Origin of the sequence: Rhizomicrobium sp., assembly GCA_037200045.1 — a bacterium.
In the GTDB taxonomy this organism is placed as follows: Bacteria; Pseudomonadota; Alphaproteobacteria; order Micropepsales; family Micropepsaceae; genus Rhizomicrobium.
This window is the reverse complement of sequence record JBBCHM010000001.1, coordinates 1,950,713-1,970,696: the sequence shown is the minus strand read 5'-3', so window position 1 is coordinate 1,970,696 and position 19,984 is coordinate 1,950,713. Positions and strand designations below refer to the sequence as shown.

The 19,984-nt window shown below is 68.4% G+C and carries 20 protein-coding genes; 12 read left to right on the top strand and 8 right to left on the bottom strand.

Annotation, left to right across the window (positions count from 1 at the left end; all coding sequences use genetic code 11):
* The first annotated feature begins 13 nt into the window (after positions 1-13).
* From WDM86_09345 to WDM86_09330, 4 genes are read left to right on the top strand one after another with little or no spacing between them, the layout of a single operon-like run.
* A complete protein-coding gene (locus WDM86_09345; protein MEI9990230.1) occupies positions 14-1,303 on the top strand; it encodes a S41 family peptidase in 1,290 nt (429 codons plus the stop codon).
* Positions 1,304-1,354: 51 nt separating this feature from the next.
* A complete protein-coding gene (locus WDM86_09340; protein MEI9990229.1) occupies positions 1,355-2,455 on the top strand; it encodes a divergent polysaccharide deacetylase family protein in 1,101 nt (366 codons plus the stop codon).
* An 11-nt stretch (positions 2,456-2,466) separates the two neighbouring features.
* Positions 2,467-2,961: an RNA pyrophosphohydrolase gene (locus WDM86_09335; GenBank protein ID MEI9990228.1), complete on the top strand. Its 495-nt coding sequence runs from the start codon at positions 2,467-2,469 to the stop codon at positions 2,959-2,961.
* The gene (locus WDM86_09330) at positions 2,958-3,755 is read left to right on the top strand and encodes an alpha/beta hydrolase (protein MEI9990227.1); all 798 of its coding nucleotides are present in this window, start codon (positions 2,958-2,960) and stop codon (positions 3,753-3,755) included. The genes WDM86_09335 and WDM86_09330 overlap by 4 nt, the downstream gene beginning before the upstream one ends.
* A gap of 196 nt (positions 3,756-3,951) precedes the next feature.
* Here WDM86_09330 and WDM86_09325 read toward each other — a convergent pair whose 3' ends face one another.
* From WDM86_09325 to WDM86_09305, 5 genes are all read right to left on the bottom strand, one after another.
* Positions 3,952-7,272 (bottom strand): hypothetical protein, encoded by a 3,321-nt coding sequence (locus WDM86_09325; GenBank protein ID MEI9990226.1) that lies wholly within the window; start codon positions 7,270-7,272, stop codon positions 3,952-3,954.
* A gap of 71 nt (positions 7,273-7,343) precedes the next feature.
* Positions 7,344-8,378: a hypothetical protein gene (locus WDM86_09320; GenBank protein MEI9990225.1), complete on the bottom strand. Its 1,035-nt coding sequence runs from the start codon at positions 8,376-8,378 to the stop codon at positions 7,344-7,346.
* A complete protein-coding gene (locus WDM86_09315) occupies positions 8,375-8,788 on the bottom strand; it encodes a DUF6468 domain-containing protein (protein MEI9990224.1) in 414 nt (137 codons plus the stop codon). Before WDM86_09315 ends, WDM86_09320 begins: the two co-directional genes overlap by 4 nt.
* A 9-nt stretch (positions 8,789-8,797) precedes the next feature.
* Positions 8,798-9,856 carry a flagellar motor switch protein FliM gene (gene fliM / locus WDM86_09310; protein ID MEI9990223.1) on the bottom strand — a complete coding sequence of 353 codons (1,059 nt, stop codon included), beginning with the start codon at positions 9,854-9,856 and terminating at the stop codon, positions 8,798-8,800.
* 11 nt (positions 9,857-9,867) lie between these two features.
* Complete coding sequence (locus WDM86_09305) at positions 9,868-10,425, bottom strand: flagellar basal body-associated FliL family protein (GenBank protein MEI9990222.1); 558 nt, start codon at positions 10,423-10,425, stop codon at positions 9,868-9,870.
* A gap of 228 nt (positions 10,426-10,653) precedes the next feature.
* Here WDM86_09305 and flgF point away from each other — a divergent pair, with 228 nt between their 5' ends.
* The 4 genes from flgF to flgH are packed head-to-tail and all read left to right on the top strand — an operon-like array spanning position 10,654 to position 13,428.
* Positions 10,654-11,394 carry a flagellar basal-body rod protein FlgF gene (flgF, locus tag WDM86_09300; GenBank protein MEI9990221.1) on the top strand — a complete coding sequence of 247 codons (741 nt, stop codon included), beginning with the start codon at positions 10,654-10,656 and terminating at the stop codon, positions 11,392-11,394.
* Positions 11,395-11,405: 11 nt separating this feature from the next.
* Entirely contained in the window at positions 11,406-12,197 is a 792-nt protein-coding gene (flgG, locus tag WDM86_09295; GenBank protein ID MEI9990220.1) for a flagellar basal-body rod protein FlgG, read from the top strand.
* Between the two features lie 2 nt (positions 12,198-12,199).
* A complete protein-coding gene (gene flgA / locus WDM86_09290; GenBank protein MEI9990219.1) occupies positions 12,200-12,676 on the top strand; it encodes a flagellar basal body P-ring formation chaperone FlgA in 477 nt (158 codons plus the stop codon).
* Positions 12,677-12,687: 11 nt separating this feature from the next.
* Positions 12,688-13,428, top strand: a complete 741-nt coding sequence (flgH, locus tag WDM86_09285; GenBank protein ID MEI9990218.1) for a flagellar basal body L-ring protein FlgH — start codon at positions 12,688-12,690, stop codon at positions 13,426-13,428.
* Positions 13,429-13,554: 126 nt separating this feature from the next.
* Here flgH and dksA read toward each other — a convergent pair whose 3' ends face one another.
* The 3 genes from dksA to WDM86_09270 form a co-directional block, all read right to left on the bottom strand.
* Entirely contained in the window at positions 13,555-13,920 is a 366-nt protein-coding gene (gene dksA, locus WDM86_09280) for an RNA polymerase-binding protein DksA (protein ID MEI9990217.1), read from the bottom strand.
* A gap of 138 nt (positions 13,921-14,058) precedes the next feature.
* Complete coding sequence (locus WDM86_09275; protein MEI9990216.1) at positions 14,059-14,760, bottom strand: hypothetical protein; 702 nt, start codon at positions 14,758-14,760, stop codon at positions 14,059-14,061.
* Positions 14,761-15,162, bottom strand: a complete 402-nt coding sequence (locus WDM86_09270; GenBank protein ID MEI9990215.1) for a DUF4260 domain-containing protein — start codon at positions 15,160-15,162, stop codon at positions 14,761-14,763.
* A 312-nt stretch (positions 15,163-15,474) separates the two neighbouring features.
* Between WDM86_09270 and WDM86_09265 the strand changes: the two genes are divergently transcribed.
* The 4 genes from WDM86_09265 (at position 15,475) to WDM86_09250 (ending at position 19,959) form a co-directional block, all read left to right on the top strand.
* Positions 15,475-16,971, top strand: coding sequence for an ATP phosphoribosyltransferase regulatory subunit (locus WDM86_09265; GenBank protein MEI9990214.1), 1,497 nt, complete (start codon positions 15,475-15,477; stop codon positions 16,969-16,971).
* Positions 16,968-17,978: an ATP phosphoribosyltransferase gene (gene hisG / locus WDM86_09260; GenBank protein MEI9990213.1), complete on the top strand. Its 1,011-nt coding sequence runs from the start codon at positions 16,968-16,970 to the stop codon at positions 17,976-17,978. Before WDM86_09265 ends, hisG begins: the two co-directional genes overlap by 4 nt.
* A 6-nt stretch (positions 17,979-17,984) precedes the next feature.
* Positions 17,985-19,469: a histidine--tRNA ligase gene (gene hisS / locus WDM86_09255; protein MEI9990212.1), complete on the top strand. Its 1,485-nt coding sequence runs from the start codon at positions 17,985-17,987 to the stop codon at positions 19,467-19,469.
* Positions 19,470-19,572: 103 nt separating this feature from the next.
* A complete protein-coding gene (locus WDM86_09250) occupies positions 19,573-19,959 on the top strand; it encodes a hypothetical protein (GenBank protein MEI9990211.1) in 387 nt (128 codons plus the stop codon).
* Positions 19,960-19,984 lie beyond the last annotated feature (25 nt).

Here is a 19,984-nt window from a genome sequence, read left to right as displayed (position 1 = left end):
GTCCGGGGGGACGATGAACAGGCTTTTCCTGCTGGTGCTGGGCGTGGCGGGCGGTTTCGGCCTCGCCGTCGCGGCGTCGCATTTCGCCTATGGCGCGATCGGTCCGGTCGGCTCGACGCAAAGCGCGCTGGTGCGCTTCGGCGAGGCGTTCCAGGCGGTGCGCGACAACTACCTGGACAAGCCGGCCGACCGCAAACTGGTCGAGAACGCCATCGGCGGCATGCTGAGCAATCTCGACGCCCATTCGAGCTATTTCGATCCGGAGACCTACGAGGCGATCCAGACCAAGGCGGCGGGCGCCTATGGCGGCATCGGCCTCATCGTCACCGTCAAGGACGGCAGCGCCCAGGTGGTCGAGCCGATCGAGGATACGCCGGCCTCGCGCGCCGGGCTGCGCAAGGGCGACGTGCTGGTCGCCATCGACGGCGTGGCGATGAAGGGCCATACGCTGGACGACGTGTCCGCGCGCATGCGCGGCACGATCGGCACCTCGCTGGCGCTTTCGGTCGGGCGCGGCGCCGACAAGCCGTTCGACGTGAAGCTGACGCGCGAGGCGATCGAGGTCGAGCGGCTGACTTTCCGCCGCGAAGGCGATGTCGGCTACATCAAGATCGTCGCCTTCAGCGACCGCACCGATCCGGATCTGCGCGTCGCGGTCGCGACGCTGAAGCGGGTGATCGGTCCCTCGCTCAAGGGTTTCGTGATCGATTTGCGCAACAATGGCGGCGGCGTGCTGCAGGCCGCGATCGACGTGTCGGACGACTTTCTCAGCACCGGCGAGATCGTCTCGGTGCGCGGCCGCGGCGCCGATTCCATCGAGCGCTACGACGCCCATTACGGCGACATCGCGGGTGGATTGCCGGTCGTGCTGCTGATCAATGGCGGCACGGCTTCTGCGTCGGAGATCGTCGCCGGCGCGCTGCAGGATCACCGCCGCGCCACCGTCATGGGCACGCTCAGCTTCGGCAAGGGCTCGGTGCAGTCGATCATGCCGCTCGACAACGGCGCCGGCGGGGCGCTGCACATGACCACGGCGCGCTATTATACGCCGGCCGGCCGCTCGATCCAGGCGACGGGCATCGTGCCGGACATCGTCGTCGACGGCGGCCCCGACGCGCCGGACTACCAGCGCGAGGTCGAACTGCCGCACCATCTGCTCGCCGAAGGCCCGCCCGCCAAGCCGCTGGGCAAGCCGATCGAGCCGGCGCCGGGCCGCGCCTATGACGATTTCCAGCTCGCGATGGGGCTGGCCTATCTGCACAAGACGCTGGCGGTCGACAGCACGTCGCCCGATCACGCTTGAGAGAAGATCGTTAACGTCATCGTAACCGTGACTTGCGTTAGTCTCTGATCCATGGCGGCGAGCGGCACGACCGGCGACTACGCGGACGCCCGGCCAACGCGCGGGGCGCGACCGCTCGTCTTCGCCTATTTCGCGCTGTTCGCGATCCTCATCCTGTTCGGCATCGCGGTGGCGCTGTTCGGCAACCCGCGCGCCGGCGATCCGGTGGTGCGCCTGCGCCTGGACCAGACGCCGGCCAAGGCCGCGGCGCTGGCCCATCCCGCCACGCCGAGACCCGCGCCGGCGACCGCCTCCGGCGAGACCGCCGTTCCGCCCGCCATCGTGCCGCCGACCGTCACCCAGCCGGTCTATGCCGGGCGTGCCCTGGTCGCCGATCCGGCGCTGATCGAGAGCACCGCGAACGGACCCTTGCCGCGGATCGCGGTCGACGGCACGGCGCCGATGCGCGCCTATGCGGCGCCGGCAGCCGACAACGGCAAGCCGCGCATCGCCATCGTCATCAGCGGCCTCGGCATGAGCGCCAAGCAGACCGCCGCCGCGCTCGCCAGCCTGCCGCCCCAGGTGACGCTCGCCTTCGCGCCCTATGCCAGCGACGTGCAGCGCTGGGTCGCCGAGGCGCGGCGCGAGGGCCATGAAGTGCTGCTCGAAGTTCCGATGGAGCCGTTCGACTTTCCCGACAGCGATCCGGGCTCGCACACGCTGCGCTCCGGCGCCGCCGAGGACGCCAACACCGAGCGGCTGGTCTGGGCCCTGACGCGCTTCACCGGCTATGCCGGCGTGACCAATCTGTTGGGCGGGCGCTTCCTGTCCGATCCCGATTCGCTCGAGCCGATGATGACCTATCTCGCGCGGCGCGGCCTTCTGTTCTACGACAACGGCGCGGCGAGCCATTCCTCGGCGCCCGATGTCGCCGCCCGCGCCGGCACCTCCTTCGCCCAGGCCACCGCCACCATCGACAAGATCCAGACCGCGATGGAGATCGACCGCGAGCTGTCGGAACTGGAGACCGCCGCGCGCGCCCAAGGCAGCGCGTCCGGCGCCGGCTTTCTCTATCCCGTGACGATCGAGCGCGTGGCGCAATGGGCACAGGGCCTGCCGGCACGGGGCTTTGTTCTGGTGCCCGCTTCCGCCATAGTTCTTCCGAAGAAATAGCGAACCCATCCATGGCGCGTGTCATCCTCTCGCATGACGATCTGCCCTACCGCCCATGCGTCGGCATCATGCTGATCAATCGCGAGGGGCTGGTGTTCGTCGGCCGCCGCATCGACCAGACGGTCGAGGGCTGGCAGATGCCGCAGGGCGGCATCGACGACGGCGAGACGCCCGAACAGGCGGGCCTGCGCGAATTGAAGGAAGAGATCGGCACCGACAAGGCGAGGCTCCTCGCGGCGATGGACGACTGGCTGTGCTATGACCTGCCGACGCATCTTCTGGGCGTCGCGCTGCACGGGCGCTATCGCGGCCAGCGCCAGAAATGGCTGGCGATGCGGTTTTTGGGCGAGGACAGCGATATCGACGTGAGGACGCCGGAGCCGGAATTCGCCGCCTGGAAATGGCTGGCGCCCGAGGCGCTGCCGCGGCTCATCGTTCCCTTCAAGCGCGACACCTACGCCAAGGTGATCGCGGCGTTCCGCGACGTCGCTGGGCCGGAAGCGTGAGCCGCTCCGACATCGTGATGATCCACGGCGCCTTTTGTGGGCCCTGGGCGTTCGAGAAATTCCGCAAGCCGTTCGAGGCGGTGGGCCACCCTGTGCACGCGCCGGCGCTGCGCTTCCACGAACACGGCGTGCCGGTGAACCGCGCGCTGGGCACGACGAGCCTTGTCGATTACGCGAACGATCTGGCGAAGCTCATCGAGGGGCTGGACGCGCCGCCGGTGCTTGTGGGTCATTCGCTCGGCGGGCTCTTGGCGCAGATGCTGGCGGCGAAGGGGCTGGCGCGGGCGCTCGTCCTGTTGGCGCCATCGCCGCCCTGGGGCGTGCTGCCCTCGACCTTCTTCGAGATCGCCTCGGCGCAGACCATGCTGCTGGCGGGCGATTTCTGGAACGCGCCGCTGAAGCCCGATTACGGCATCGCGGCGGCCAATTCGCTCGACCGCCTGCCGCCGGCGGAGCGCCACAAGGTGTTCGCGCGCTTCGTGCCGGAGTCCGGCCTCGCCACGTTCGAGATCATGCATTGGGCGTTCGACGCCAAGCGCGCCGCGCTGGTGCATCCGGAGAGCGTGACCTGTCCGATCCTGGCCTTTGCCGGCAGCCACGACCGCATCAACCCGCCCTCGACCGTCAAGCGCATCGCCGAGCGCTACAAGGGCCGCGCGATTTTCGAGGAAGTCGATGGTCACAGTCACTGGCTGGTCGGCGAGCCGGGCTGGGAGAAGATCGCGGCGCGCGCGGTGACATGGGTGGACGAGGTGACGGCCGCGCCGGTCAAGAAGGTGAAGCTCTCGAAGTAATTCGCGCGAGGCATTGTCGTTCGGTGCCTGCACCCAACACCGGTGTCATGGCCCGCGAATGCGGGCCACCCAGGTGATACAAGGCCAAACTTCGCAGACTTCGTGAAGACTCAAAACTCGCAAGCAGCGCGGATTTCAACTGGGTGGCCCGCATTCGCGGGCCATGACAGTCTGGCTTGGGCCGGCAACACACCGCTCAATCGTACCTCTTCTTGAAGTCCTTCATGAACGCCTGGAGCGTGTCGATCGAGGCGATCTGCGCGGCGCGGTCGCGGAAGGCGACGCCATGCTCGTCGATGCGCTGCGCGATCACCGTGAAGGCATTGCCATCCGGACTCACCTTCATCTTCGGTCCGAAATGGTCGCGCAGCCGGTCCAGGCTGGCCTCGTCATTCGCCAGCGAATAGGCGACCGCGGCGCGCATCACCTCTTCGCGCTCGTCCGCGCCCAGCGGCGCGGCATCGCTCCAGCGCTGGCCGAGCAACTCCTCGGCCTTCTGTGCGGCGACCGCCCAATTGCCGCTCTCCCAATAGATATCGGCCCGCAGCCGCGCCGTGTCGGCGCCGGGATCGACCGCGATCAGGTCGAGCGCGTTGTTCCATTGCTTGAGCGCCGCGAAGGCGCGCGCCTCCAGGAGCAGACGCTGATGGCCGATATCGTCGGGCAGGGTGCTGATCTGCGTCGTGCGGATGGCGTCGAGCGCCTTCATCGGCTTCTGATCGAGGAGATAGATCATGGCGAGCCGCGTCGCGACCTGGGCGCGCGCGATGCCGTCGAGGCGCTTGTCGATCTGATAGCTCAGGAGATCGGCCGCCGGTCCGAGCAGGTCCTGCGCCACGAGGCGCTCCGACATGCGCCGGATCATCTCGTCGCCGTCCGCGCCGATCGGCGTCAGATCGACGAAATCGTAGAAGATCGCCAGCGCCTCGATGGGCGCGATTCTGTCCGCGCGGCCGCGGATGAACAGGTCGGCGAAAGCGGCGCGCATGTCGTCCTGCGCCCTGCGCGAGATGTCGTCATTGGGAAAGGCGGTGGCCGCGATGCGCAGCGTGCGCAATCCGTCGCGCCAGCGCTGCTTGGCGAAATACATCGACGCCAGCTTGCGCAGCGTCTTCATCTCCAGCAGATCGCCGCGCCAGCGGAAGCGCAGCTTTTCCAGCGCGGCGATGGCCGCGTCGCTGGTCATCACGCCGGCCTTCAGCGCGGCGTCGGTGCGGTAATAGAGCGACTCGGCGGCGGCATGCGCATTGCCGCTTTTCTCGATGGCGTCGAACAGCACGCCCGCCTCATGGCCGCGATTCTCTGCCGCGAGCAGGCGGGCGCGTACCACATTGGCCTCGATCTGAAGTTCCGGCGCGATAGCCTGGGGCAGCCGCGCGATGGCCGCGTCGGCGACTTCGAGATGCCCCTGGCCAAGGGCGGCCTGCGCCTTGGCAATGCGCTGCCGCGCCTGGGCGTCCGGCTGGTACTGGTTCAGCACCGGCTCGGCGCGGTCGAGGTCGGCGCGGGCATTGTCCCAATCCTCCTGCGCCGCCTCGATCAGCCCGCGCCAATAGGCGGCGTGGCGGTCGGCGTCGAAGGCGGCGGCGGAGAGGTCGTTATGCGCATCGCGATAGCGGCCCATCGCGTATTCCGCCGCGGCCCGCATGGTCTGAAGCTGCTGGTCGCTTTGCAGCGCCGGATCCTGTGCCTGCATCAGGTTGATCAGGCCGAGCGCCTCGGCGGAAAATCCGTTGGCGAGATAGAACCGCGCCAGCACCAGCCGCGCATGCTGGGCGTCTTCCGGCTTCAGCCGCGCGGTCGCGGCGCGCATCCGCCGCTCGGTGGTGAGGAAGCTGCCGCCGGTGTATTTCGCCCAGGCGGCGAAATCGAGGAAGGATGGGCTGCCGCCGCGCGCCGCGATGGCGGCCGGCGACACCGCGGCCGGCATGGTCGGCGGCGTCAAAGCGAGGCCGCCGGCATGGGTGATGGTCACGCGCGTGCGGTCGATGGTGACGGAGAGATCGTCGATATAGGGCGTCAGCACCAGGCCGGAGGCTGTCTGCAGGACGCCGAACTCGACATAGTCATGCGGCGCCAGCATGGCGCGTCCGGCGGCGGCGGGCACCAGCACGAGCTGGTCGCCGGCGACGGGATCGGTCAGCATGACCGGATGGATCGCGCCGGGCAGCAGCGTGCTCAGCGAGGAATGGGTCGCGTCGTCCTGGTTGCGGGAGAAGCCGATGGCGATCGGTTCCTCACTCACTTGTGGCGCGATCGTGACCTTCAGGTTCGATCCGTCGGCATGGGCGCCGATCTGCTCGGGCTGCGCGAAGGTGATGCGCAGCACGGCGACGCCGTCGGCGGATGCCGCTTCCACCGCCAGCGGAAAGTCGCGCAGGGATGTCTTGAGTTTCAACGCGTCGAGCGGGGCGGCGCCCTGCAGCACGATCCACGCCGTCAGGCCGCGCATGAACACGGCGGAGCCGCGATTGGCGGCGCCGGCGAAGGTCAGGAGCGCGCCGCCGCGCGTGAGCTGGCCGTTGGCGTCCTGAAGCGGCGCCGCGGGATCGGCGGCGGGTGAAGGAGGTGTCGCGGGTGACGTTGCGGCGGGCGGCGTCGCGGCCGGTGGCGGCGTGGGCGGCGGCGCGGGCTTGTTGGCGTCGGCCAGCTTCTGCGCCGTTGCGGCGATCTCGGCGGCTTGCGCGCCCGATATCGCGGACGGCTTGTTCGTGGGCGCGGTCAGCGCGGTGACGGTCGGCTTGCCGTCGCCCGGCGGGCGGTAGCTGTCGGCGTCGGTCTTGGGCGCCAGCACGTCGAGGACGATCTTGGTCCCGTCGCGGAAATCGTGGAAGCCGGAGGCCTGGTCGGTGCCGAACTCGACGATGGTGCCGCCGTTCTCGACGCGCCAGGCCGCGTTCCTCACCCAGGGCGGCGCGAAGCGCGCGATGGTCGAGACGTCGACGCGCGCCAGCGTCTCGAACCGGATGCCGAGTTTGCCGGCGCCGGGAAACACCGAATATTTGACGGTTTGCGGCCAGTCGAACACCAGCCGGGTGAAATTGTGATAGGCGCCGGAGCGCACCGCGATCAGCGGCAAAGTGGCGACGTCCACCGTCTTGGGCGGCGGGGGCGGCGGAAGATCGGGCGGGGTGCCGGCGAAGCTGTTGGGTACGAGATCGACCGCGACCTGGTTCACCGATTGGCTTTGATGGATGCGCATCGGCTGGGCCAGCGCGAAGCGGTAGGTCAGCCCGTCGGGATCGACGCGTCCGCCGCCGGCAAAGCCCGACATGTTCTGCGCCAGCATCGCGGCGGTGACGTCGGTCTTGCGGTCGAAGCCGAGCGTGAGCACGCCGCCATCGACCGTCGCGGTGACATGCGCCTTGGGCGTGAAGGTGAACAGCAGCCGCGCATAGCCGGCGGAGGTGCTGACGTTCAGCGTGTCGGCCTTGGCTTGGCTCCAGAATCCGGCCGTGAAGGCGCACGCCGACAGCGCGAGCCGGAGGAGGACGATGCGGGAGAACAGGAACTTCATGGTCGGAAGGACGGTCCTTGTCCTCGGTCAGTGTGGCGGGCCGGCGTTAACTCTCCGTAAACCCTAAAGCGTCAGCCGCCCGGGGTGAGCGCGGTCGGCGGGCCGCTTGCTGCCTGCGCCGGAGGCTTGGTCGGTGTCGCCGCGGCGGGCGCCGGAGCCGCTGCCGGCGGTGTCGCGGGAGGCGTTGCGGCGGCGGTGGCGGGCTTGGGCGGCGGGGCGCTCGCCGTTGCCGGCTTGGCCGGTGCCGGCTTTGCCGGTGCGACGTGATGCGGCGCCGGCTTGGGCGGCGCGACGGCGGCTTGGGCCGGCGGCGGCGCGGCGGCGGGCGTCGGCTGGGCCGGCGGCGGCGGTGTCGGCAAGGAGGGCTCGGGCGTGACGACCGGCGGCGGCGTCAGCGCGGCGGTCTGCAAGGGCGGCGTGGCGGCGGTGCCCGGCGCGGGCGTCGTCGCGTCGGCGACTGTCGGCGGCGCCGGGCAGATGGCGGCGGGCGCGGTGTCGGGAAGCTTCAGCAGCGCGGCCAGCTTGACCGTCAGTTTCTGCGCCGCATCGGGGCTCATCGCCGCCAGGATCGGCGCCATCACGTCGGACTTCATGCCTTTCGCGACCGGCAGCAGCACGTCGTCGCTCAGCGCGTTGAAGATGCGGGCGGCGTCCTTGGGCTTCATCGCCGAATAGGTCTTCACCAGCGCGGCGATCTGCGCGTCCTGCTTGGCGTCGCGTTGGGCAAGAAGCGACTGGATCTGCGTCTGCAGGTCCTTCAGCGCCGCGATCTTCTGGTCGACGCGGCCTTCGCCGGCATTGAGCACGTTCTCGCGCATGTTCAGCGTCCGTTCGCGGGCGTCGAGTTCGGCGCGGCGCCGCGTCAGGCTCGATTGCACATCGGCTTCCGCCGGGCTCGCCAGCGCGGTGTCGTCGTCGGCATAGTCGGGCGCGGGCTTGGTGCCGGCATCGGCCGGTGCAAGGCCGGAATTGTCGGGCTCGTCGGGATCGACGGCGGTCGCGGCCTGCGCCGCGCGCGCGATATCGACGCCCTTGAGGACGAGCAGGCCCGTGCCGAGCACGACGACGGCGGGCAGCAGCCGCAGATAGCGCGGCAGGCCGCTCATCGCACGGCCCTCAGCGCGTCGAGGCGCTTCATGATGCTGCCGGACGGCAGGTCGGAAGCCGGCTGCGGGCGCGCCGGACCTGGCGTGGAGACCGCGCGGTCGAAGCGCTCGGCGATTCGCTCGCCGGACGTGGTCAGCAGCGACAGTTCGTCGATGATCGCGCGGGCGCGGCTCAGGCGTTCGTCCAGCGTCTCGGCGGCGCCGCTTGCCGCGGCCTTCAGCGCGCGCATCGAGCCGCCGGCATTGGCGATGGCGCCGTTGAGCTCGCCGATGGTGGATTTGAGGCCCTCCTGGCCGCGGCGCACGGCGGCCAGACGGCGCTCCAGCACGATGCAATAGACCAGCGTGACGGCCAGAAGACCGGTCAGCGCGAGTTCGACGATCAGGCCGAAATTCATGGCGATGGACATGGCGGTCTCCTAAAGGCCCCTGGAGGCGTCGGTGCGCTCGACGGCTTCCTCGATGCGCACGGCGACGGAGGAGCCGACGCGGCCCATCCGTCCCCTGAGCAGCGGCACGCCCCGGCAGCGCATCTCGATCTTCGAATCGGGCGTGGCGTTCAGCATGATGGTCTGGCCGACTTCCAGGTTCATCACCCGGTTGAGCGGCAGGGTCTGCTCGTCGAGGATCGCGGCGATCTCGACATTGGTGGACCACAGCTCGGTGGCGAGATGGCTCTCCCAGATCGAGTCGCGGCCGAATTTCTCGCCCATGAATTGCTGCAGCAGGAGCTTGCGGATCGGCTCCAGCGTCGCATAGGGCAGCAGGAGTTCGGTGCGCCCGCCGCGGTCTTCCATGTCGATGCGCAGCTTGACCAGGATGGCGGCGTTGGCCGGGCGCGCGATGGCGGCGAAGCGCGGATTGGTCTCCAGGCGGTCGAGCGTGAAGCTCACCGGCGCCAGCGGCTCGAAGGCGGCGCACATGTCGGCGAGGATGACCTCGATCATGCGCTGCACCAGGGTGCGCTCGATGGTGGTGTAGGGCCGGCCCTCGATGCGCATCGCCGAGGAGCCGCGGCGCCCGCCGAGCAGCACGTCGACGATGGAATAGATCAGGTTGGAATCGACGGTGAAGAGGCCGTAATTGTCGAGCTGCTCGGCGCGGAACACCGCCAGGATCGCCGGCAGCGGGATCGAGTTCAGATAGTCGCCGAAGCGGATCGAGGTGATGCTGTCCAGGCTCACCTCGACATTGTCGGAGGTGAAATTGCGCAGGGAGGTCGTCATCAGCCGCACCAGGCGGTCGAAGACGATTTCCAGCATCGGCAGGCGCTCATAGGAGACTAGCGCCGAATTGATGATGGCGCGGACGCCGGATTTGTCCTGGAGCTGGTCGGAATTGACGTCGAAGCCCAGAAGGCTGTCGATCTCCTCCTGGTTCAGGATGCGCTCGGCGGTGCCGGCCTGGGAAGGCCCGGGCGGCGCGATGGTCTCGGCCCCGTCCAGGCCTTCGTTCTTGTCGAGAGTCTCGTCGGCCATGCCTGCCTGCCTTACTGAACGATCATTTGCTTGAGCAGCACGTCGCGCACGCGATAGGGCGCGGCGGAGGTGTTGATGCGGCGCAGGAGCTCTTCCTTGAGCCGCACGATGCCGGCCGAGCCCTTGAGGTCGTCCATGCGCAGCTCGCGCAGATAGCCCTGGAACTGGTCGACGACGCGCGGCATCAGCGCCTGGATGCCCGCCTTCTCCTCGGCATTGTCGAGCTCCAGCGAGACCGACAGCTTCAGATAGGCCGGCGCGGCATCGGCGCCCTGGATGTTCACGATGATGTCGGGAACGTCGAAATAGGCGATGTTGGGCGGTGTGGCGGGCAGGGGCTCGGGCGCTCCGGCCGCCAGTTCGGTGGGCTTGGGAGCGTCGGCGAACAGGAACCAATAGGCCGCGCCGCCACCGCCCAGAAGCAGCACGAGCGCGCCGATGCCGCCGAACAGGATGAGCTTGTTGCCGAGGATCTTGCCGATGAGGCCTTGCTTGGGCGCGTCGGCCGCGGCTTCGCCGTCGGTCTTCTCGGACTCCTCGTCCGGCGCTTGCTTTTCCTTCTTCGCCACGATGCGCGGCCCCCGCATGTCTCGGGGGGCAGAATTGGGCAGACGTGGTTAAGGACTGGTTCAAATCGGGGGCCGCAAACCGTCCATGTGGAATTTCTTGCCGGGCATTCGAGGTCGCCCGCGCCGCGCCCCTGGGAAGAAAGCCAGCGAATCCGCGGCTTTTAGCGTGGCACGCCGGCTGCACCTGTTCTGCCACGCAAAGGACCAGAACGGTTCTAAAGGCCCCCAATGGATAATTCGCTGCTCATCAGCTTGTCGCACCAGGTCGCGTCCTATCGCTCGATGGACGTGATCGCGAACAATCTGGCCAACCTGTCGACCCCCGCCTATCAGCGCGAGGAACAGACTTTCCAGGAATATGTCACCCAGGTCGCGCCCGCCGAGGGCCAGACCGGGACGCAGACGCTGAGCTTCGTGCAGGATGCCGGCGTGGTGCGCGACCTGACCGAGGGCCGTTTCGACACCACCAGCGCGCCCTTCGACCTGGCGATCCACGGCAAGGGCTATTTCGCGGTGCAGACGGCGCAGGGCGAGCGCTATACCCGCAACGGCCATTTCACGCTCGATGCCGGCGGCCAGATCGTCACCTCGAACGGCGATCCGGTGCAGGGCGACGGCGGCGCGATCACCATCACGCCCGACGACGGCGACATCGACATCGCCCAGGACGGCACGGTCAGCGGCAAGAACGGCATCATCGGCAAGATCCGCGTCGTCGACTTCGCCAATGAGCGCGGCCTCGTCAAGGAAGGCGCCAGCCTCTACGCCGCGAACGGCCAGTCGCCGGCCTCGGCCGACAATTTCACGCTGCATTCGGGCATGCTCGAAAGTTCGAACGTCGAGCCGGTGATCGAGATCAGCCACATGATCGAGGTCATGCGCGCCTATCAGGCGACCGCGACGCTCACCCAGACCCAGGAAGACCTCATGCGCCAGGCGATCGACAAGCTTGGCGCCATGCCGAGCTAGGAGACTTAGACATGCGCGCCCTTTCCATCGCCGCGACCGGAATGCTGGCCCAGCAGACCAATGTCGAGGTCATCGCCAACAATCTGGCGAACATGAACACGACCGGCTTCAAGGCCCAGCGGGCCGACTTCCAGGACCTGCTCTACCAGAACATCTCCGAGCCCGGCGCCAACTCGTCGGATTCCGGCACGCTGCTGCCCAGCGGCGTGCAGCTCGGCGCCGGCGTGCGCACCGCCTCGGTCTATCGTGTCACCACCCAGGGCGACCTCAAGAGCACGTCCAATCCCTACGACGTCGCGATCCAGGGGCCGGGCTTCTTCCGCGTCACCCAGCCCGACGGCACCGACGCCTATAGCCGCGCCGGCGATTTCGGCCTGTCGCCGCAGGGCCAGATCGTCACCGACCAGGGCTATACCGTGGCGCCGGGCATCGCGATCCCGACCAACGCGCTGTCGGTCGCGGTCAACGCCCAGGGCCAGGTCTCGGTCACCGTGCCGGGCCAGACCGCGCCGCAGGTCGTCGGCACGCTGGAGCTCAACCGCTTCGCCAACGAGGCCGGCCTCAAGCCGATCGGCAACAACCTCTATCTCGAAACCCCGTCCTCCGGCTCGCCGCAATCGGGCGTTCCGGGCTCGGCCGGCTACGGCACGCTGCAACAGGGTTTTCTCGAGACATCGAACGTCAACGCGGTGGACGAGATCACCTCGCTGATCACCGCGCAGCGTGCCTACGAGATGAACTCCAAGGTCGTCACCGCGGCCGACGAGATGCTGCAAGAAACCGCGCGCCTGGGAGGTTCCTGATCATGATGCTCCGCCTCGCCCTCTTCGTTTCGGCCCTGCTCATCGCATTGCCGGCCTTCGCCGATCCCGGCATGCGGGTCGTCGTCCCCAACCGCGATATCGCGCGCGGCGAGACGATCTCCGAAAGCGATCTCGTCTACGGCACGATCCCGTCGACCAACGTGTTCTCCGGTGTCGTCACCTCGATGGATACGCTCAAGGGCATGGAGGCGCGGCGCATGCTGCGCGCCCGCGAGATCGTGCGCAGCGACGACGTGCGCCATCCCGTGGTCATCGCCAAGGGTGCGACCGTCACCATGACCTTCCTGGCGCCGGGCGTGACGCTCACCGCCTCGGGCCGCGCCATGAACGATGGCGGCGTCGGCGACACCATCACCGTGCAGAATCCGGCCTCGTTCCGCCAGATCAGCTGCATCGTCACCGGCCCCGGCGCGGTGCGCGCCGCGAGTTCGGCTCTCGCCGTCACCGCTTCCCGCTGAGAGATATGTCCATGACCAGATCCCTCCTGAAAGTCCTGAGCCTGACGGCCTGCGCCGCCGCCCTTGCCGGCTGCTCCGCGGTCGACCGCATCAAGGAGCTTGGCGATGCGCCCACCATGGCGGGCGTCGCCGATCCCACGTCGCCGGTGCACGCCACGACGCCGAACGTGCCGCTGCCGCCGCCCGAGCCGAGCCGGGCGCCGAACTCGCTGTGGTCCAGCGGGGCGCACAGCTTCTTCCACGATCCGCGCGCCAGCCGGCCCGGCGACATCATCACGGTCAACATCTCGGTCGCCGACACCGCCAAGCTGTCGAACTCGACGACGCGGGCGCGGACCAATTCCGACAACGCCAACCTGACGAACTTCTTCGGCCTGGAGACGCCGCTGGCCGCCGGCACCGGCGCCGACCCGTCGAGCCTGGTCAAGATGGGCTCCGACACCTCCAATGCCGGCTCGGGATCGATCGACCGTTCCGAGGCGATCAACCTGACGCTCGCGGCCTTGGTGACGCAGGTCCTGCCCAACGGCAATCTGGTGATCGGCGGCCATCAGCAGGTGCGGGTGAACAACGAGCTGCGCGATCTGCAGGTCGCGGGCATCGTGCGCACCGAGGACATCACCAGCGCCAACACCGTCGATCTCAGCCAGATCGCCGAGGCGCGCATCTCCTATGGCGGGCGCGGCACGGTCAGCGACATGCAGCAGCCGCGCTACGGCTCGCAGCTCTTCGACATCCTGATGCCGTTCTGACCGCGCGGCAGCGCGGTCATCCCGGACGCCGAAGGCGATCCGGGATCCATACGAAATTCCGCTCTAAAACGGGGCGGAGGGGCCGAGGCGGTGGCCGGGTTCGCAAGAGCCCGGCCACGCCCATATTCAGTCGTCGCGATAGACCTTTTCCCGGCGCTCGTGGCGTTCCTGGGCTTCCAGCGACAGCGTCGCGATCGGGCGCGCGTCCAGGCGCTTCAAGGAAATCGGCTCGCCCGTCTCCTCGCAGAAGCCGTAGGAGCCGTCCTCCAGGCGGCGCAGCGCCGCGTCGATCTTGGCGATCAGCTTGCGCTGGCGGTCGCGGGTGCGCAGTTCGAGCTGGCGCTCGGCCTCGGTCGAGGCGCGGTCGGCCAGATCGGCATGGGGGACGGTTTCGGCTTGCAGGTTCTGGATCGTCTCGCGGCTCTCGCGGAGGATCTCGTCTTTCCAGGTGTTCAATTTGCGGCGGAAGTACTCCCGTTGCCGCTCATTCATAAACGGCTCGCTCTCAGACGGCTTGTAGCCGGCTGGAAGTTGGGTACCCATGCGCACTCCCTTCGACTGGAACGCGTGACAGAGGGCCGGGGTTATAGCGATGCCCCCCGGCCCGTCAATCTCATTTCGTTGACGCGGTTACCGGGCGGACTCAAGGCCCGGCGGCCTTGCGTGCGCCCCGGTTCCCTCGGTTCCGCGCCGCCAGTCGACCAGCGCGGCGAGCGCGGCCAACATCGCATAGGCGGCGAGCGCCATTTGCGCCTGGGCGAGGCCGGAGGCCGGCGCGGGGCCGAAATTGCCATAGGCCTGCAGCGCCGTCATCGCCGCGACGAAACCCCACAGCCAGCGGTCGCCGCCCGGCGCGCGGGCGGGCATGGCGCGGGCATAGATCGCGGCGCCGGCCACCAGGATGGCGATCTCCAGCGGGAAGCTGATCCAGACATGCCGCCACAGGCCGAACCCGACCTTGAACGAATCACCCAGCAGCGGCAGGTCCTCGACATGGACGACGAGGTCGAGCAACCAGTGGGAGAACACCGCGCCGGCCAGCATCGCGCCCGCCGCCGCGCGCCTGTCGCGATAGAACAGCGCCGTCACCGCGCCGAACGCCGCCGCCAGGGCCAGCGCGCCGATCAGGCCGTGGGTATAAGGCATGTAATAGAGATCGAAGGAGGTCGCCTCGGTGAAGCCGGGCACGATGCGCAGCTTCTCGACGTTCAGCATCACCAGGCCCGACCACACGACGTCCAGCCATTGCACGGCGATGAACAGAAGCCATAGCGGCAGCCGCTTGTCGGCGGCCTTGGCGGCGAACGAGACGCCATAATGTCCGACGAACATCTAGCTCTCCTTGGCGTTGCGGCCCATGCGGCCGAGATGGGTGAAGCCGAAGCCGTGGCCGTATTTCAGGCCGTAGCCGAGGGCGCGGTCGAAACCGATATGCGCCAGCCAGATCAGCGCGATCTGCGTCGCGAGCGGTGTATTCAGCGCGATGCCCAAAGCCGCCAGGGCGAGCGGCAGCAGCGTGGAATGCATCGTGTTGTAGGCGGCGGCGCCGAGGCGCGGGCCCGCGAGATAGCCGGCGAAGCTGAGATCGGGGACGAGGAACAGGATGGCGAACTGCTTCCAGTCGCCGCCCACCCGCCAATAGAGCGCCGCCGCGCCGGCCATGAGCGCCAGCCCCTCGGCGCGCAAGAGGCCGCGCACCCCGCCTTCGACCGTTCCTTGATAGTCCGTCGCCATGATCCGTTCCGTCCTTGCTGACGAACGGAAGATGGGCGTCGGGCGGTCAAACGGGAATTGGCGAAGTCCGTAGGGTCTCTATGCGGATTTGTATGGAGGGGCGTCATGGCCCGCGACGGCGTTGCCGAGCGCCACGGCCGGGCAGGCAACGGGGTGAATCGCGAGGGTCGGGGCGGTCCTTTCCGGGGCCAAAGCCCCCGAAAAACCGCGGGATAGGCCGTACTGGAACGGGGCACCGTCCCGGTATATGCAAAGGCCCCTCGCGGCGGCCGCATCGGCTTTAAACCGCGGGGATATGCGGGCGGCAGGCGGATGGAGACGATACAAAGCCGGCTTTCGGGAACGCGCGACTACGCGGGCGACGATGCCGTCGCGCTGCGCCGGGCGCGCACGTCCCTGGAAGCGACGTTTCTGCGCTACGGCTACAACATCGTCGATCCGCCGATCCTGGAGCGCTCCTCGCCCTTTCTCGACCGCTCGGGCGAGACCATCCGCCGGCGCATGTACATCTTCTCCGATCCCGGCGGACGCGAGGTCTGCCTCAGGCCCGAGCTCACCATCCCCACCTGTCGCGCCTATTTGCGGACCCGGGTGTCGGACCAGGAAGCGCGCCTCGCCTATATGGGCCCGGCCTTCCGCTACGACTCGCCGGAAGAGGGCCGCTATCGCCAGTTCTACCAGGCGGGGGTCGAGCTGATCGGCGCCGATCACCGCGTGGCGGCCGACGCCGAAATCCTCGCTTTGGCGCTGGACGCGATCGAGCGCGGCGGTGTGAAGGGGCTCTCCATCGTCACCGGCGACATCGCGATCCTGTTCGCCTTCATCGCCGGCCTGGCGGTGGACGAGGTGACCAAGGCGCGGCTGCGCCGCATCGCCTCGCGCAAGGACGCGACGGAGCGGCTGATGAAGGCCGCCGCCGACCGGGTGGCCCCGTCGCCCGACGCGGCGCCGGACGAACTGGCGACGCTGCTGGCCTCGATCGGCACCGACAAGGCCGAGAAGCTGCTCAGCGAGATCTATGCCCTGGTCGATCTGCGCCATGTCGGCGGCCGCACGCCGGAAGAGATCGTGGAGCGGCTGGTGACGCGCACCGCGCTCGCGACCTTCGAGGGCGTGTCGCGCGAATTGCTGGAAGGCATCGCGACGCTGCTGGAAATCCGCGGCGAGCCCGATGCGGTGCTCGCCAAGGTCGGGGAGCATTTCAAGGCGCTCGGCGTGCCGCTCGCCGGCAACGTGCTTGGCGATTGCCGCGAAAGGCTGGAGCTTCTGAAGGTCTATCGCGGCGGCGCCGATGCGATCAGCTTCGATGTCGGCATGCATCGCGGCCTGGAATACTACACCGGCTTCGTGTTCGAGATTTACGCGGCCGATAATCCCGGCATCGGCCATCTGTGCGGCGGCGGGCGCTACGACAATCTGCTGCAGGCCCTGGGCGCGCATGAGGCGATCCCGGCGGTGGGCTGCGCCATCGGCGTGGACCGGCTGCTGCTGGCAAGCGAGGGCGCGAGCGTCGCGTCGAGCGGCCCGGACGCCATCGTGGTCGCCGCCGGCGAGGTCGACCGGCGCGAATGCGTCCGCGTCAGCGTCGCGCTGCGCGAGGCGGGCTGGTCGGTGGAGACGGAGCTGTCCGGCCGCCGCCCCAAGAACGTCGTGCGCGAGGCGGTGAAGCGGGGCGTGCCGCATGTCGTCTTCGTCGGCGAGGAAGAGATCGCCAAGGGGATCGTGCTGATCAAGCGGCTGGACGAGCGCGAGGAGCGGCCGGTCGCGCTGGCGGAGCTGGCCGCCTATGTCGCGAAAGCGCGGTCATGAGCGGCCCCCTCATCATGGCCCTGCCGAGCAAGGGCCGCCTGCACGACCAGGCGATCGATTTCCTGAACGATTGCGGCTTTGGCGTGCGCAAATCGGGCGACGGGCGCGAATATGTCGCCAAGCTGAGCGGCATCGAGGGCGTCAGCATCATCTATTTCCGCCCCGACGAGATTCCGGCGCGCATCGATCTCGGCGACGCGCATATCGGCCTGACCGGCGAGGACCTCTACCGCGAATATGGCGAGGGCCAGCATGCCTCGCACCTGTTGATGCCCAATCTCGGCTTCGGCGCCGCGCGGCTCGTGGTCGGCGTGCCGCAATCCTGGATCGACGTCTCGTCGCTCAACGATCTGGACGAGGCGGCGATGGTGTTCCACCAGAAGCACGGCCGCAGCCTGCGCGTCGCGACCAAGTTCGCGCGGCTCACCCGCGCCTTCTTCGCCGAGAACGGCATCGTGGAATACACGCTGGTGGAATCGGCCGGCGCCACCGAAGGCACGCCCGCCGCCGGCGTCGCGGACCTGATCGTCGATCTCACCTCGACCGGCGCGACGATGACGCAAAACCATCTCAAGGAGATCGAGGGCGGCACGGTGATCGCATCGCATTGCTGCATGATCGCCGCGCTGAAGGCGCGGCTGTGGTCGCACGATACGCTAGCGGCGCTTGAACAGGTGGTCGAGCAGATCGAAGCGCGCACCCGCGCCAAGGCCACCCAGGTCCTGCGTTTCTCGATCCCGCACGAGACGGCGGCACAGACCCTGCGGACGCTGACGGCCAAGCATGGCTGCACCGTCACCTCGGTGCGCACCGAAAACGAGCTGTCAGGCCAGCGCGATTTCGTCGTGGCGCTGTGCGGCCCGGCCAAGGTCTATGGCGCCGTCCATTTCCTGCGCCATGCCGGAGCCGGCGAAACCATCGTCGACCGCAGCGAATTCCTCTATCAAGGCGGCTCGGCGGCCATTGCAGGCTTCAAGGAAGTGCTCAAGCGCGCCGTGGAAGGATGAGAATCGGTGACCGATAGTGCTCGCCCCATCGCCGAATTGCCGCGCGGCTTCCACGACATCGGCGGCCGCAAGCTGGCGCAGCGCGATTGGCTGATCGGCAAGCTGGCCGAGGTCTATGCCCGCTACGGCTTCGAGCGGCTGAGCACGCCGATCGTCGAATATGCCGATGCGCTGGGCAAGTTCCTGCCCGACAAGGACCGGCCGCATGACGGCGTCTTCTTCTTCCGCGACGGCGAGGACGACGAGAAGGCGCCGTGGCTGGTGCTGCGCTACGACCTGACCGCGCCCTTGGCGCGCTATGTCGCCGAGAACATCAACCGCATCGCGCTGCCCTATCGCCGCTTCCAGACGGGCCCGGTGTTCCGCAACGAGAAGCCGGGGCCGGGCCGCTTCCGCGAATTCATCCAGTTCGATGCCGACACGGTCGGCACCGCCTCGATGGCCGCGGACGCGGAGTTCTGCATGCTGGTGTCGGATTCGCTGAACGCCATCGGCCTCAAGGACGGCGAGCACGTCGTCAAGGTGAACAATCGCAAGATCCTGAACGGCGTGCTGGAGCTGATCGGCATTCCGAACGACGAAAGCGGCGACGAACAACGCGGCACCGTGCTGCGCGCGATGGACAAGCTCGACCGGCTGGGGCCGGACGGCGTCGCCCTTCTTCTCGGCAAGGGTCGCAAGGACGAGTCGGGCGATTTCACGCCGGGAGCCGGTCTGGAGCGCGCGGGCATCGACCGGGTGCTGGGCTTCCTCAGCGCGGGCGCGGCCAGCCGCGCCCAATCCTGCGCCGCGCTCGGCCAGCTCGTCGCCGGCAGCCAGACGGGCGAGGAGGGCGTCGCGGAACTCGCGCAGATGGACACGGTCCTCACCGCCGCCGGTTTCGGCGATGCGCGCGTCGCCATCGATCCCAGCGTGGTGCGCGGCCTTGCTTATTATACGGGCCCGGTGTTCGAGGCGCAGCTCACCTTCGAGACGGTCGATGAGGAGGGGCGCCCCGTCCGCTTCGGCTCGGTCGGCGGCGGCGGGCGCTATGACGGCCTGGTCGAGCGCTTCCTCGGCCGCAAGGTGCCGGCGACCGGCGTTTCCATCGGCGTCTCGCGCCTGGTCGACGTGCTCGAGGCGCGCGGCATCGTTCCGGAGGGCGTCGACCGCGCGCCCGTCGTCGTGCTGGTGCTCGATAAGGCGGCGCTGCCCGGCTACCAGGCGATGGTGAGCGAATTGCGCAATGCCGGCATCGCGGCCGAGCTCTATCTGGGCGAAAGCGGCATGCGGGCGCAGTTGAAATACGCCGACCGCCGCCGCGCGCCCATCGCGATCATCGAGGGCAGCGACGAGCGGGCGAAGGGCGAGGTGACGATCCGCGACCTGGCGCTCGGCGCCCAGGGCGCCGCCGACGCCAAGACCAAGGAAGACTGGACGGCGCGGGCGCAAAAGGCGGTGAAACGCGGCGATCTGCTGCAAAGCGTGCGCGAGATTCTCGCGCGGTCTTAGTTTCGGCAGCGAAGATTCTTCGCCGGCCGGCGCCTGTCCCGGAACCCTTGCTCGCTTCGGTGGTTCCCACCCCATCAGGTCCGACCGGACCGAACGGGGACATATGCGGTATCGATACATCGGTCTGGTTGCGCTCGCCTGCCTTGGCGGGTGCTCCGTCCTTCAGCGCGACGTGCCGTCGGTCTATGTCGTCTATTTCTCCAAGGGCAGTACCGACCTTGCGACCGATGCGAAGAAGATCGTGGACCAGGCGGCGGTCGACATCAGACACATGCACCCGGACGCGGTGACGATCGGCGCCGGCGTGTCTTCGGGCAGCGATCCGCATCTGAGCCAGCCGCGCTTCGCGGCGGTCCGCGACGCGCTGGTCGCCGACGGCGTCGAAAGCGCGCTGATCGCGCGCTCGTCGATCGCCGATGACGGAATGGATGCGGGCGTGGTCGGCGACCAGCGCGTCGAGATCCGCGTCACGGCCAAGCCGACGCAATAGCGGGTATGGGTCTTGGGGCCCCCTG

What these genes read in the sequence shown, in the direction of transcription:
- WDM86_09335 (MEI9990228.1), top strand. Translation starts at nt 2,467, where the DNA reads ATGGCGCGTGTCATCCTCTCGCATGACGATCTGCCCTACCGCCCATGC.
- WDM86_09340 (MEI9990229.1), top strand. Translation starts at nt 1,355, where the DNA reads ATGGCGGCGAGCGGCACGACCGGCGACTACGCGGACGCCCGGCCAACG.
- WDM86_09315 (MEI9990224.1), bottom strand. Translation starts at nt 8,788, where the DNA reads ATGTCCATCGCCATGAATTTCGGCCTGATCGTCGAACTCGCGCTGACC.
- flgA (MEI9990219.1), top strand. Translation starts at nt 12,200, where the DNA reads ATGATGCTCCGCCTCGCCCTCTTCGTTTCGGCCCTGCTCATCGCATTG.
- flgF (MEI9990221.1), top strand. Translation starts at nt 10,654, where the DNA reads ATGGATAATTCGCTGCTCATCAGCTTGTCGCACCAGGTCGCGTCCTAT.
- WDM86_09275 (MEI9990216.1), bottom strand. Translation starts at nt 14,760, where the DNA reads ATGTTCGTCGGACATTATGGCGTCTCGTTCGCCGCCAAGGCCGCCGAC.
- WDM86_09250 (MEI9990211.1), top strand. Translation starts at nt 19,573, where the DNA reads ATGCGGTATCGATACATCGGTCTGGTTGCGCTCGCCTGCCTTGGCGGG.
- WDM86_09345 (MEI9990230.1), top strand. Translation starts at nt 14, where the DNA reads ATGAACAGGCTTTTCCTGCTGGTGCTGGGCGTGGCGGGCGGTTTCGGC.
- fliM (MEI9990223.1), bottom strand. Translation starts at nt 9,856, where the DNA reads ATGGCCGACGAGACTCTCGACAAGAACGAAGGCCTGGACGGGGCCGAG.
- flgG (MEI9990220.1), top strand. Translation starts at nt 11,406, where the DNA reads ATGCGCGCCCTTTCCATCGCCGCGACCGGAATGCTGGCCCAGCAGACC.
- hisG (MEI9990213.1), top strand. Translation starts at nt 16,968, where the DNA reads ATGAGCGGCCCCCTCATCATGGCCCTGCCGAGCAAGGGCCGCCTGCAC.
- WDM86_09325 (MEI9990226.1), bottom strand. Translation starts at nt 7,272, where the DNA reads ATGAAGTTCCTGTTCTCCCGCATCGTCCTCCTCCGGCTCGCGCTGTCG.
- dksA (MEI9990217.1), bottom strand. Translation starts at nt 13,920, where the DNA reads ATGAATGAGCGGCAACGGGAGTACTTCCGCCGCAAATTGAACACCTGG.
- WDM86_09270 (MEI9990215.1), bottom strand. Translation starts at nt 15,162, where the DNA reads ATGGCGACGGACTATCAAGGAACGGTCGAAGGCGGGGTGCGCGGCCTC.
- WDM86_09320 (MEI9990225.1), bottom strand. Translation starts at nt 8,378, where the DNA reads ATGAGCGGCCTGCCGCGCTATCTGCGGCTGCTGCCCGCCGTCGTCGTG.
- WDM86_09265 (MEI9990214.1), top strand. Translation starts at nt 15,475, where the DNA reads ATGGAGACGATACAAAGCCGGCTTTCGGGAACGCGCGACTACGCGGGC.
- flgH (MEI9990218.1), top strand. Translation starts at nt 12,688, where the DNA reads ATGACCAGATCCCTCCTGAAAGTCCTGAGCCTGACGGCCTGCGCCGCC.